Source organism: Bosea beijingensis (assembly GCF_030758975.1).
Taxonomy (GTDB): Bacteria; Pseudomonadota; Alphaproteobacteria; order Rhizobiales; family Beijerinckiaceae; genus Allobosea; species Allobosea beijingensis.
Genome location: NZ_CP132359.1, coordinates 3,132,326 through 3,145,018, shown reverse-complemented (window position 1 = coordinate 3,145,018; position 12,693 = coordinate 3,132,326). Strand labels below are relative to the sequence as shown.

Below are 12,693 nucleotides of genomic sequence, written 5' to 3'. Positions count from 1 at the left end.
CGATTGGCGGCGCGCCTACCCGGCGAGCCGCCAGACCGAACTGCGCTTGATCTCGGCATCCTCCAGTGCGCGCGTCACCGGCACCTCGTAGGTCGCGAGCGCTTCCAGCCTTTTGCGCGGCAGATAGCTGCGGCCGGGATCGCCGATCAGCACCGTCGCGCCCCGCACCGACAGCCCGGACAGCCAGTCGATGACACGCTCGGCCATCTCGCGCTCGTAGCAGACATCGCCGGCACAGACGACGTCCCAGCCTTCGTCGCGGCCGATCAGATCATCGCAACGCGGTGTCACCGCGATCCCGTTGGCTGCGGCATTGATGCCGATCGCCGCCGCTGCGAAAGCATCGATATCGCAGGCTTCGACCGACGTAGCGCCAACCTTCGCCGCCGCGATCGCCACAAGCCCCGAACCGGAGGCGAAATCCAGCATCCGCCGACCCGCGACAATCTGCGGATGGTCGAGCAGATAGCGCGCCAGCGCCTGCCCGCCGGCCCAGGCGAAGGCCCAGAATGGCGGCGGCAGGCCGATCACGGCGAGCTCGTCCTCGGTCTTCTGCCAGAGCTCCGTCGCCTCTTCGGCGACATGCAGCAAAATCTCCGGCGCATGCGGCACCGGCAGCAGCCGCGTATGCGTGCGGATAAAGACCTCGCGGTCGAGGACGGCCTCGCCGCTCATGCCGCGGCCTCGGGCGCGGCGCGGCCGAGCAGGCCGAGATAGAGTGCCTTCACGCCGTTCATCACGTCGCGCTCGGTATGACCGTCGAGCAGGCGCGCACGCGCGCTCTCGCCCATGCGCTCCGCGAGGCGCGGCGCTCCGGCGAGGGCGACGAGCGCCCGGGCCAGCGCCGCCGCATCATCGGCCGGAACGACCATGCCGTCCTGTCCGTCGCGGACGAAGCTGCGGCAGCCCGGCACATCCGTGGTCAGGATCGCCCGTCCGCAAGCCGCAGCTTCCAGGATCGTACGCGGCAGCCCCTCGCCGCCGCGCGAGGGCAGGACGCAGAGATGATGCGCCTTCCAGACACCCTCGATGTCGCGCGTCGGCCCGGCCCAGGTGATGCCCGGCCGCGCCGCCCATTCCTTCAGCGTCGCCTCGGGGATTGCCTTGGGATTGGACGGGTCCGGCGCGCCATGGATGGTCAGCGAGACCTTGGCGCCCTCGGCCCGCGCTAGCCTCACCGCCTCGACGGCGAGATCGACACCCTTCGACCAGAGCATGCGCGCGACCAGCGCGACTTTGAGCGGCGGCGCCGCCGGCATTGGCGAGGGCATCAGGATCAGCGGGTCGACGCCGGCCCCGCCGACGATCGCGACCTTCGCGGCGTCCTGGGGATCGAGCCCGAGCGTCACCGGATCGTCGGGATTCTCGAACAGGAAGCGGACCTGTGGCCCGTCGATGGCGCCGCGCAGCCAGGTGATCGCCGCGAAGCGCGCCATCGCGGCGAGCGCGCCCTGCTTCGCGCCGAGGAAGCCAAGCCCGGTCAGCGCATAGACGCGGCGCTCGACCCCGGCCAGCTTGCCCGCGAGCCCGGCGAGCGCGATCGGCTTCAGCGCGATGCAGTGCAGGATGTCGGGCTTCTCCGCCGCGATCAGGCGCTTCAGCGCCGCGACCTGCTTGAACAGCGCCCGCGGATCGAGGCTGCGCCGCTCCGCCTCCAGCCCGATCAGGCGGGCGCCTGTCGCCTCGATCACATGCCGGTGGTTGCGTTCGCGCGCGATCACCGCGACGTCGAAGCCGAGCTCGCGCGCGGCCCGCGCCATCGGCAGGAAATGCGAGGCGAAGAACCAGTCCTCGGTGGCGACGAAAAGGAGTTTCGGGCGCGGCATCGCGCCATCAGGCCGATGCGAGGGCGAAGGTCAAGCCCGCTTGCCCCTCAGGGCCGCGCCGTCGCGACCGGCAGCACGCGGGCGAGCGCCGCAGGCGGGTCGATCCGGCCCGCACCATAGACCGGGTCCCGCCCGCGCGAACCGAGATCGGTCGCGCTTTCGGCAAGCACCCGGCGCGCGCTGTCGGTATCGAGCTCCGGCTGCTTTTCGAGCAGGAGCGCGACCAGCGCCGTGACATGGGCGGCGGCGATCGAGGTGCCGGAGGTGAAGGCATAGCGTCCGCCGGGCTCCGCCGTCAGCACGTCGACGCCCGGCGCCGCGATCGCGACGTAGGAGCCGCGATTGGCATCGCTGAAGACCTTGTCCTCGGCATCGGTCGCGGTCACCGCGATCACGCTGGGATCGGCACCGGGATACAGCGGCGCCGAGCGGGCGCCGCCATTGCCGGCGGCGGCGACGGTGATGATACCGCGCTCCTTCGCGCCGGCCAGCGCCTTGGAGAGCAGGCGATCCTGCGGGCCGGCGAAGCTCAGATTGATCACCTTGGCACGCTGCTGGACGATCCATTCGAGCGCGGTGAGGATCTGGAACGACTTGCCGTTGGCGGAAGCCGCCTGCGGGCCGCCGAACGCACGGGCGACGATCAGGCGGGCGGCCGGGGCAATGCCCTGCAGTTCGCCATGGGCGACGATCGCCGTCGCCATCGAGGTGCCGTGCGCATGCGGCGTCGCCAGCCCGTCGACGGCATCGAGATAGCCGAGGACCGAGCCCCGGATCTCGGGATGCTCCATGTCGACGCCGGAATCGATCAGGCCGACCCGGATATTGCGCCCCTGCGCCAGCTTGCGCGCTTCGCTGAGACGCAGCTTCTCGACCACATATTGCGGCGGCAGGATGCGCCGCACCGCCGCGTTGCCGCGCGCCGCCGTCGCGGGGTCGGCCAGCCGCAGGCCCTGGGTCGGCGCAGGCGTGCTCGCGTCCGACGATGCGGTGGACGCACCGGCCGGCGTGCCGGGGCCGGAGAGCGAATCCTGTTGCAGTTCGAAGAGGAAATTCGGTTGTGCCCCGGCGATGCTGGTGTCGTCGGCCATAGCGGTCAGCACGGCGCGCAGATCGCGCCCGGCCTCGAGCTTCGCCCGGATGATGGTGACACCGGCGAGCTCGAAGCGCTGGCTGGCGATCAATGTCGCGCCATAACGGCGCAGAACGGCTTCGGCCTCGACATTGGGCGCGAGCTCGAACAGCACCTCGTCGGGCACGAAGCGGTTCTCGTCCATGGCCGGCACGATGCTGCGCTGGGTCCGTGGCTGCAGCCAGGAGCCGGGCGGCACGCGCATCGAGCGGTTGGTACCGCCGGCTGAGGGTTGCTGCGGGCTCGTCGTCGGCGCGATACGCTTGCCGTCGCCGGTTCCGCCCGCGGGCTGCGCGAAGGCCAGCCCCGGCGCGAGCGCAAGCGCGCATGCGACAAGGCCGGCGCCGACGAGGCACCGAAGCGTGGATTTCCGGCGGGCGAACGGGGACGGCAGCATGGCCTGACCCTCCTGCGACGACGACATCATGCCATGGCGCCCAAGAACCGCGCCAGCCGGATCACGGCGCCGGCGCGACGAAGCTGACGATGGCGCTCTCGCCCTTCATCCGCGCCGCGATCGCATCGAGCTGGGCGGAAGAGAGGGAAGCATCGCCAACGCGGACCTTGAAGAAGCCGTTGGCGCGCGGGCCGTCGACCACCGAGGCATCGAAGCGCTTGAAGAAGGAGGCGATCTCGCCGGCCCTCGCCTCCGGCGAGAAGCTCAGCAGCACATAGCTTTCCGACGGCCGGGCACCGGGGGCCGAGGCGGTCTGGAAGCCCGGGCCGCCATCGCGCAGCGCAAGGCCGGTGATCGCGACGCCCTGCAGAACGATCAGCGCGAGCGCGGCGGCGCTGGCATAGGCCAGTCGGCGCGGCGTCTGCGCAGCCAGAAGCCCGCCGAGCCACCCGAGCAGCCCGCGGCTGTTCTCCTGGGCTCGGGCTAGAAGAGGCACCGGACGGGCTTCGGCCTCGATGCCGGCCATCAGCTTTTCGAGGGCTCGCGGCGACGCCGCCCCGAGGCTCTCGTTGAGCAGGACCGTCTCGGCCATGTCGTCGCGGATCAGATCGAGCCGGGCGGACAGCTCGGCATCGACGGCGAGCGCGGTCTCGACGCGGCGCTTGTCGGCGTCCGAGATCCGGCCATTGGCATAGAAGGGCAGCAGCTCCTCGAGCTCGCGGCGCTTCGGATCGCTGGCGATGCTGTCGTTCATCACGCCACTCCCTGGGCGGCAGGGCCGCGCCTCTTAAAAACGAAAACCTTACGGCCAGCCCCGGTCGATGCCGGCTGCCTTGAGCATTTCGCCCAGCTTCTTGCGGGCGTGGAAAAGCCGGGTCTTGACGGTGTTCTCGGGGATCCCGACGATCCGCGAGACCTCCTCGACGGAAGTCTCGTGGTAGTAGACGAGGTCGATGACCTCGCGATGCTCGGCCGAGAGGCGTTCGAGGCAGGCCCGGATGGCGAGACCCTTGTCCTGCTTCTGCAGCACCACTTCGGGGCCGTCCGCATCGTCTTCGAGGCTTTCGGCATAATCCTCGTCCAGCTCGGCATCGCGGCGCTTGCGCAGCAGCGACCAGGCCTTGTTCCGGGCGATGGCGAGCAGCCAGGTCGAGACCGAGGCACGAGCCTCGAACCGATCCGCCTGTCGCCACAGATCCATGAACACGTCACTGATCACATCCTCGGCAAGCGTCTCGTCGCGGACGAGCCGCAGCACGAAACGGTAGACCCGCACCTGATGCCGCGAAAACAGCACCTTCATCGCGAGCCGGTCGCCAGAGGCGATCCGTTTGACGAGATCCTCGTCCGATTCCGTATGCATTGCCCCTCGAAGGCCAGGCATCCCGGCTCGCATCCGGTTGTCGCGGCGAGCGGGGAAAAGGTTCAACCCGACGCGCACATTAATCCGCACATCCGGATTTGCCGATAGCTGGATACGAAACGGATAGGAGTTTTTTGCCCGAAATTCAGCCGTCGGCCGGGGCAAGCGCTGTCATCGCGGTTAAGCGGATATGAAAAGGGGCGCTCGCAGCGCCCCAAATCGCATTCCAAGGATATGCGGAAATTCCTGGCGTCCGGCCTGTACAGGCCGAACTGCAAAGGCTTCAGCGGCGCTTGCCGGCCGTGCGCATCTGCATGTACTGCACGGCTTCCAGCAGCACCTTGCGCGGACGCTCGGCGTCGCGCTTGGCCTGCTCGGCCTTCCGGGCGGCTTCGCGGGCGATCTCTTCCTGGCGCTTCTCTTCCTCGATGCGCGCACGCTCGATCGCTTCCAGGCGCTCCTTCTCGGCCCGGATCTTCGCCTTCTCGGCTTCGCGCTCGGCGCGAGCCTGGGCGATGGCTTCCCGCTCCTCGCGTCGCTGCACCATCACCGGGTCGTCGGCCTTCGGCCGGGCCTGGAAACGCTCGAGCAGCGCCTTCTTGGCATTGGCGGAATTGGACTGGCGGTCGGTAAAGCTGCGGTCGTTCGGGTTCTTCAAGGGTGATCTTCTCTCGGGTTGTTACGGGCGTTCATCGGCCTGCGCGGGCGAGATAATCCAGATCCGGCCGGATTGGTATCGAAATCGACGCGCGGCAGCCCCGCTTCCAGCGCTTATCAGGCGGCAGGTCCTGCATACTGCACGCTTCAAACGCATGAGAACGGCAGGATCGGCACCCATCAGGCGGGCGGGCCGGGGTCTGCATATGGGCAGCCTGCCCTGCCCTGTCAATGCAAACCACCCATGACGGGCGACTTTGGGGCGAGAAAAGCAGCTCTATGCTTTACAAGCGCGGCATTTTCCCCAACAGGCAGGACGACTGCAGCAACAACGTCGTGCTCCCCGTGAAGACGCCCCAGCTCTCCGATTTCCGCCGCATCGTTGTCAAGGTCGGCTCCAGCCTGCTGGTTGACCGCGGCCGCGGCCGCCTGCGCCATGCCTGGCTCGCGGCGCTGGCCGAGGATCTCGCCGACCTGCACCAGCGCGGTGCCGACGTGCTCGTCGTCTCCTCCGGCGCGATCGCGCTCGGGCGCACCGTGCTCGGCCTGCCCTCCGGCCCCTTGCGCCTGGAGGAGAGCCAGGCCGCCGCCGCCGTCGGCCAGATCGCGCTCGCCCGCAACTGGGCCGAAGCGCTCGGCGCCCATGGCCTCACCGCCGGGCAAGTGCTGCTGACGCTGGCCGATACCGAGCAGCGGCGCCGCTACCTCAACGCGCGCGCGACGCTCGGCCGCCTGCTCGACCTGCGCGCCATCCCCGTCATCAACGAGAACGACACGGTCGCCACCACCGAGATCCGCTATGGCGACAATGACCGGCTCGCCGCCCGCGTCGCGACCATGGCCGGCGCCGACCTGCTGGTGCTGTTCTCGGATATCGACGGCCTCTATACGGCCCCGCCCGCCAAGGATCCGAGCGCGCGGCATATTCCAGTGGTGGAGCGCATCACGCCGGAGATCGACGCCATGGCCGGTGGCGCGGCCTCCGAGCTCTCGCGCGGCGGCATGCGCACCAAGATCGAGGCCGGCAAGATCGCGGCGGCCGGCGGCACCCATATGCTGATCGCCGACGGGCGCGCCAAGAACCCGCTGGCCAGCGTCGCCGAGGGCGGTCGCTGCACCTGGTTCCTCACCGCCTCGACGCCCGCCACCGCCCGCAAGACCTGGATCGCCGGCTCGCTGGAGCCGCGCGGCACGCTGCATCTCGATGCCGGCGCGGCCCGTGCGCTCCGCGGCGGCGCGAGCCTGCTGCCGGTCGGCGTCACCCGGATCGAGGGCGAGTTCGCGCGCGGCGATGCCGTGCTGATCCGCGACCCCGAGGGGCAATTGCTCGGCCGCGGCCTCGTCGCCTACGACGCCTCCGAGGCCGCCTTGGTGCTCGGCAAGGCCTCGCGCGATATCGAGACCGTGCTCGGCTATCCCGGCCGCGCCGAGATGATCCACCGGGACGACATGGCGCTCGGGCTAGGCTAAGCTTTCTCACGGGCCGGCCATCGCCGGCAAACCTTGGGCTGGAACGAGATGACCGGCGACAGCGCATTGCGCATCATCGCGACGAACGAGGCCACCGATATCGGCGGCGTCATGCAGGATATCGGCCGGCGCTCCCGTGCGGCCGCACGCAAGGTCGCGCTCAGCCCGGCCCAGCAGCGCAACGCCGCCCTCCTCGCCATGGCCGATGCGCTGCGCGCCCGCAGCGCAAAAATCCTGGCGGCCAACGCGCAGGATCTCATCGACGGCAAAGCGGCGGGCCTGAGCGGCTCCTTCATCGACCGCCTCGCCCTCGACGAGAAACGCCTCGCCGCTATCGCCGACGCCGTCGCCGAGGTTGCCGAGCTGCCGGATCCGCTTGGCCGCGTGCTGGCGGAATGGACCCGGCCGAACGGCCTGCGCTTCGAGCGCGTCGCGACCCCGCTCGGCGTCATCGCCGTGATCTTCGAGAGCCGGCCGAACGTCACGGCCGATGCCGGCGCTCTCTGTTTGAAGAGCGGCAATGCCGCGATCCTGCGCGCCGGCTCCGATTCCTTCCGTTCCTCGACCGAGATCGCCACCGCGATGCGCGAGGGCCTGGAGGCCGCCGGCCTGCCCGGCGACGCGATCCAGCTCGTGCCGACGCGCGACCGCGCCGCGGTCGGCGAAATCCTTTCCGGGCTCAACGGCAATATCGACGTCGTCGTGCCGCGCGGCGGCAAGAGCCTCGTGGCCCGCGTCCAGAGCGAGGCGCGCGTGCCGGTCTTCGCCCATCTCGACGGCAACTGCCACGTCTATGTCGATGCGAAGGCCGATCTCGCCATGGCGCGCGAGATCCTGCTCAACGCCAAGCTCCGCCGCACCGGCGTCTGCGGCGCGGCCGAGACCTTGCTTGTCGACGAGGCCTGCGCCGGCACGCATCTCGCCCCGCTGGTCACCGCCCTGCTCGAAGCCGGCTGCGCCGTGCGCGGCGATGAAGCGGCCCGCGCCGTCGATGCGCGTGTGAGCACTGCCACCGAAGTGGACTGGGCGACCGAATATCTCGACCGGATCATCGCGGTGAGGACGGTGCCCGGCCTCGACGCCGCGATCGACCACATCGAACGCTACGGCTCGCACCACACCGATGCCATCGTCACCGCCGACGAGGCCGCCGCCGCCCGCTTCCTCGCCGAGGTCGATTCCGCCATCGTCATCCACAACGCCTCGACCCAGTTCGCCGATGGCGGCGAGTTCGGTTTCGGCGCCGAGATCGGCATCGCCACCGGCCGCATGCATGCGCGCGGCCCCGTCAGCGTCGAGCAGCTCTGCTCCTTCAAGTACCGCGTCCATGGCGCGGGCCAGACCCGGCCCTGAGGCGAAGCCCGGCGCATGACGAGCGAGTTTGCGCGCCTGCCGTCCCGGCTGCCCACCTTCGCACCCGGGCTGCGCATCGGCCTGTTCGGCGGCAGCTTCAACCCGGCCCATGACGGGCACCGGCTCACGAGCCTCACCGCCCTGCGCCGCCTCCAGCTCGACCGCGTCTGGTGGCTGGTCACGCCCGGCAACCCGCTGAAGGACAATGCCAGGCTGCCCTCGCTGGCCGAGCGCATCCGCCAGGCCGAAGGCGTTGCCGGCCGTGCCCGCATCGACGTTACCGGCGTCGAGGCAATGCTGCGCACCCGCTACACTGCCGACACGTTGCGCGCGCTGAAGCGCCGCTGTCCGGGCGTAAACTTCGTCTGGATCATGGGCTCCGACAATCTCGCTGGCTTCCACCGCTGGAACGAATGGCGCACCATCGCCCGGATGATGCCGATCGCGATCATCGACCGGCCGGGATCGACCCACAGCGCCATGGCCTCGCCCGCCGCCAACTGGCTGTCGCGCTGGCGCCTGCCCGAAAGCCGGGCCGCGAGCCTGCCGCGCATGAAGCCTCCGGCCTGGGTTTTCCTGCACGGCAAGCGCTCGACGCTATCCTCGACGATGCTGCGCAAACAGGCCGGCCGCGATTGAACTCCCGCGCCTTCCGGCTTATTTTGGACCCATCGCGCCCAATGCGCATCAGGATCGAGAGGATACGTCACTGACCCGTCAAACCCTTGGTGAAGCCGAGCCGAAGCCGCTTCCCCAGGCTGCCGTCGCGGAGAATCCTTCTGCCGACAGCATCGCCCTCGCCCAGCGTGTCCTCGAGGACATGAAGGCCGAGGACATCACGGTGATCGACCTCGTGGGCAAGACCTCGCTGGCGGATGCGATGATCATCGCGTCGGGCAACGTCAACCGCCATGTCGCCGCGATCGCCGAAGCCCTGATCGAAGCCATCAAGAATTCCGGAAAGCCGTCGCCGCAGGTCGAGGGCATGCCGGCTTGCGACTGGGTTCTGCTCGATACCGGCGACATCATCATCCACGTCTTCCGGCCCGAAGTGCGCCAGTTCTACAATCTCGAGAAGATGTGGGGCACCGACCGGCCGAACGAACGCCTCGACAACTGACGTTCGCTTCGCATGCGGCTCGCGGTCATCGCCGTCGGCCGGCTCAAGGACGGGCCGGAACGCGACCTCTGCGAGCGCTATCGTGAGCGTGGCGTCGCGCTCGGCCGCGGCATCGGCTTCAGCGGTCCCGACATCCTCGAAATCGCCGAGGGTCGGGGCCGGCGCCCGGAGGAGCGCAAGCGCGAGGAGGCTCAGGCCATCCTCGCGAAGGCTCAGCCCGGCCTGATCATCGCGCTGGACGAACGCGGACGCGCACTCGGCAGCGAGGCCTTCGCCACCCGCCTCGCAACCGCCCGCGATTCCGGCACCGGCCATGCCAGCCTGATCATCGGCGGCGCCGATGGATTGAGCGAGGAGATCCGCGACAAGGCCGACATCACGCTCGCCTTCGGCGCCCTGACCATCCCGCACCAGATCGTGCGGGCGCTCGTACTCGAACAACTCTATCGCGCGATGACGATCATCTCCGGCCACCCCTATCATCGCGTATGAGCTTGCTGATTCGCCCCGGACTGCGCGGCCTGTGCCTTGCCGCCCTGCTGGCGACATCGTCCGGCGCATTCGCCCAGACGCCCCAGCCCGATCCGGAAGCGCTTCAACGCGAGGCGATGCAGAAGCTCGTAGAGAAACAGGCGCGCGAGAGCGAGCTCAAGGCGATCGAGCAGCGCCTCGCCGGCAATACCGAGGCCCGCGCCGCGCTGGAGAAGGAAATCGCGACGATCCGGGCCGACCGCGCCGCGCTGAACAAGGCACTGCTCGACACCGCCGCGCGCACCCAGGCGGCCGAGGAGCGGCTGGGTGCTCTGGAAACCCGGCTCGGCCTGCTGCAATCCAGCGAAACCGCGATTCGCCGCTCGCTCGAGGGCCGGCGCAACCTGATCGCCGAGGTGCTGGCCGCACTGCAGCGCATCGGCCGTCGGCCGCCGCCCGCCGTGCTGGTGCGCCCCGAGGATATCCTGGAAGCCGTGCGCGCCTCGATGCTGCTCGGCGCGGTCGTGCCCGATCTCCGGCAGGAGGTCGAGATTCTAGGCACCGACCTCGCCGAACTCGTCCGCCTGCGCGACGGCATCGCCACCGAAAAAGGCAAGATCGGCACGGAGATGGAGCAGATAGCAGGCGAACGCCAACGCCTGGCTTCGCTGGTCGAGGCAAGGCGCGAACGCGAGGCCAGCGCCGCCAAGGATGTCGAGCAGCAGGCCGCTCTCGGCAAGGAACTCGCCGGCCAGGCCCGCTCGATGCGGGATTTCGTCGAAAAGATCGAGAAGGAGATCTCCGTCGCCAACAAGGCAGCCGATGCCGCCCGCCAGGCGATCGAGCAGGAAACGCGCGAGCAGCGCGAGCGCATGACGGCGCTGGCCTTCAAGGACCCGGCGCGGCTCGCCCCCAAGATCGCCTTCGCCGAGGCCAAGGGCCTGCTTTCCCTGCCGGTAGCCGGATCACGATTGCGTGGTTTCGGCGATCCGGACGGTGCCGGCGGCACGATTCGCGGGATTTCGTTGGAAACCCGCGCCAACGCCCTAGTTTCGGCGCCTTCCGACGCTTGGGTGGTTTATGCGGGGCCGTTTCGTTCGTTCGGACAACTCTTGATCCTGAACGCCGGCGGGGGGTACTACATCTTGCTGGCCGGCATGCAGCGGATCGATGTCGCGCTCAATCAGTTCGTGCTGGCCGGAGAACCGGTTGCGACGATGGGCGAAACGTCGGAAGCTGCCGCGACGACGGTAGGGGTGGGAACCGGGCAGCCGGTTCTGTATATCGAATTCAGGAAAGACGGCGTCTCGATCGATCCGACGCCGTGGTGGACGAAATCGCAAGGCGAAAAGGTTCGCGGATGATGCGCAAGGTTTCCCTCGTTCTCGCCGGCGCCATCATGGGCGCGGGCCTGACCGGACTGGCCACCCAGACCCGGCTGCTCTCGTCGACCAGCGCCGTCGCCGCCTCGGCGGAGGTCTATCGCAGCCTGAACCTGTTCGGCGACATCTTCGAGAAGATCCGAACCGACTATGTCGACAAGCCCGACGAGCAGAAGCTGATCGAGGCTGCCATCAACGGCATGGTCTCCTCGCTCGACCCGCATTCCTCCTATCTCGACTCCAAGTCCTTCCGCGACATGGACACCGACATGCGCGGCCAGTTCGGCGGCCTCGGCATCGAGGTGACGATGGAGGACGGCGTGCTCAAGGTCGCCAAGCCGATCCGCGACACGCCCGCCTCCAAGGCCGGCATCCTCGCCAACGACATCATCCGCCAGATCGACGGCGCCGAGGTGAAGGGTCTGTCCCTGACCCAGGCCGTCGAGAAGATGCGCGGCCTGATCAACACCCAGGTCACGCTGAAGATCGACCGCCCCGGCAAGACCGAGCCGCTTGAATTCACCCTGACCCGCTCGACCATCGTCGTCCCCGCCGTCGAGGAACGAGTCGAGAGCGATATCGGCTATATCCGCATCGGCACCTTCTCCGAGCAGACCTATGACGGCCTGCGCAAGGCGATCGAGAAGATTACGAGCGAGATCGGCGCGGACAAGCTCAAGGGCTTCGTCATCGACCTCCGCAACAACCGCGGCGGCCGCCTCGACCAGTCGGTCCTGGTTTCCGATGCCTTCCTCGATCGCGGCAAGATCGTTTCGACGCGCGGCCGCAATGCCGAGGAGACCCAGGTCTTCAACGCCAAGTCGGGCGACCTGACCAAGGGCAAGCCGGTCGTGGTGCTGATCAACGGCTCGTCCGCCTCCGCGGCCGAGATCGTCGCCGGCGCCCTGCAGGACCACAAGCGCGCGACCGTGATGGGCACGCGCTCCTTCGGCAAGGGCTCGGTCCAGACCGTGATCCCGCTCGGCTCGAATGGCGGCCTGCGCCTGACCACCGCGCGCTACTACACCCCGTCGGGCAACTCGATCCAGGCCAAGGGCATCACGCCGGATATCGAGGTCCAGCAGGAGATTCCGCAGGAGATCAAGGACAAGCTCGTCGAGAACAAGGGCGAAGCCGCGCTCAAAGGCCATCTCAAGGCCGGCGAGGGCGAGGAGCAGTCCGGCTCCAGCTCCTATGTTCCCGCCGATGCGACCAAGGACACCCAGCTCATCGCCGCGCTGAACCAGCTCCGCGGCGTCAAGACGGGTGCCGCAGCCGTCACGGAAAAGCCGGCCGAGAAGCCTGCCGCTCCCGCCACGCCCGAGGCGCCCAAGCAGCCGAACTGAGCCTGCGGGCTCGACGCCGGGCTTCTTAGGCGCCAAGACTAGCGCGCGGGCTGGTGATTCGGGTCCGCGTCGCAACCTCGAGGACGGCCTCTCACGGCCGATACGCCGCTGACGGAGCTCAATCGACCGCTCGGCAAGGATCGCCCGGCGGCCTCTGGCAGGCCCTGGGGACGCTG

General features: G+C 68.9%; 13 protein-coding genes. 7 read left to right on the top strand and 6 right to left on the bottom strand.

Annotated features, from left to right (window positions below):
• Window positions 1-15 precede the first annotated feature (15 nt).
• From Q9235_RS15030 to Q9235_RS15005, 6 genes are all read right to left on the bottom strand, one after another.
• Complete coding sequence (locus Q9235_RS15030; protein ID WP_306222569.1) at window positions 16-675, bottom strand: class I SAM-dependent methyltransferase; 660 nt, start codon at window positions 673-675, stop codon at window positions 16-18.
• Complete coding sequence (locus Q9235_RS15025) at window positions 672-1,826, bottom strand: glycosyltransferase (protein WP_306222568.1); 1,155 nt, start codon at window positions 1,824-1,826, stop codon at window positions 672-674. The genes Q9235_RS15030 and Q9235_RS15025 overlap by 4 nt, the downstream gene beginning before the upstream one ends.
• A 47-nt stretch (window positions 1,827-1,873) precedes the next feature.
• A complete protein-coding gene (locus Q9235_RS15020; RefSeq protein ID WP_306222567.1) occupies window positions 1,874-3,355 on the bottom strand; it encodes a S8 family serine peptidase in 1,482 nt (493 codons plus the stop codon).
• A 61-nt stretch (window positions 3,356-3,416) separates the two neighbouring features.
• Window positions 3,417-4,109 (bottom strand): anti-sigma factor family protein, encoded by a 693-nt coding sequence (locus tag Q9235_RS15015; RefSeq protein ID WP_306222566.1) that lies wholly within the window; start codon window positions 4,107-4,109, stop codon window positions 3,417-3,419.
• Between the two features lie 48 nt (window positions 4,110-4,157).
• Window positions 4,158-4,739: a sigma-70 family RNA polymerase sigma factor gene (locus Q9235_RS15010; RefSeq protein WP_422678377.1), complete on the bottom strand. Its 582-nt coding sequence runs from the start codon at window positions 4,737-4,739 to the stop codon at window positions 4,158-4,160.
• A 262-nt stretch (window positions 4,740-5,001) separates the two neighbouring features.
• Complete coding sequence (locus tag Q9235_RS15005; RefSeq protein WP_199092391.1) at window positions 5,002-5,376, bottom strand: DUF6481 family protein; 375 nt, start codon at window positions 5,374-5,376, stop codon at window positions 5,002-5,004.
• Between the two features lie 278 nt (window positions 5,377-5,654).
• Between Q9235_RS15005 and proB the strand changes: the two genes are divergently transcribed.
• From proB to Q9235_RS14970, 7 genes are all read left to right on the top strand, one after another.
• Complete coding sequence (gene proB / locus Q9235_RS15000; RefSeq protein ID WP_306222565.1) at window positions 5,655-6,845, top strand: glutamate 5-kinase; 1,191 nt, start codon at window positions 5,655-5,657, stop codon at window positions 6,843-6,845.
• Window positions 6,846-6,956: 111 nt separating this feature from the next.
• Window positions 6,957-8,198, top strand: a complete 1,242-nt coding sequence (locus tag Q9235_RS14995; RefSeq protein ID WP_306228285.1) for a glutamate-5-semialdehyde dehydrogenase — start codon at window positions 6,957-6,959, stop codon at window positions 8,196-8,198.
• A gap of 15 nt (window positions 8,199-8,213) precedes the next feature.
• Window positions 8,214-8,837 carry a nicotinate-nucleotide adenylyltransferase gene (locus tag Q9235_RS14990; protein WP_306222564.1) on the top strand — a complete coding sequence of 208 codons (624 nt, stop codon included), beginning with the start codon at window positions 8,214-8,216 and terminating at the stop codon, window positions 8,835-8,837.
• A gap of 181 nt (window positions 8,838-9,018) precedes the next feature.
• A complete protein-coding gene (gene rsfS / locus Q9235_RS14985) occupies window positions 9,019-9,318 on the top strand; it encodes a ribosome silencing factor (protein ID WP_422678195.1) in 300 nt (99 codons plus the stop codon).
• A gap of 12 nt (window positions 9,319-9,330) precedes the next feature.
• Window positions 9,331-9,810 carry a 23S rRNA (pseudouridine(1915)-N(3))-methyltransferase RlmH gene (gene rlmH, locus Q9235_RS14980; RefSeq protein ID WP_306222563.1) on the top strand — a complete coding sequence of 160 codons (480 nt, stop codon included), beginning with the start codon at window positions 9,331-9,333 and terminating at the stop codon, window positions 9,808-9,810.
• A complete protein-coding gene (locus tag Q9235_RS14975) occupies window positions 9,807-11,153 on the top strand; it encodes a murein hydrolase activator EnvC family protein (RefSeq protein ID WP_306222562.1) in 1,347 nt (448 codons plus the stop codon). The genes rlmH and Q9235_RS14975 overlap by 4 nt, the downstream gene beginning before the upstream one ends.
• On the top strand, window positions 11,153-12,517 hold the full coding sequence (locus Q9235_RS14970; protein WP_306228281.1) for a S41 family peptidase: 1,365 nt from the start codon (window positions 11,153-11,155) through the stop codon (window positions 12,515-12,517). Before Q9235_RS14975 ends, Q9235_RS14970 begins: the two co-directional genes overlap by 1 nt.
• Window positions 12,518-12,693 lie beyond the last annotated feature (176 nt).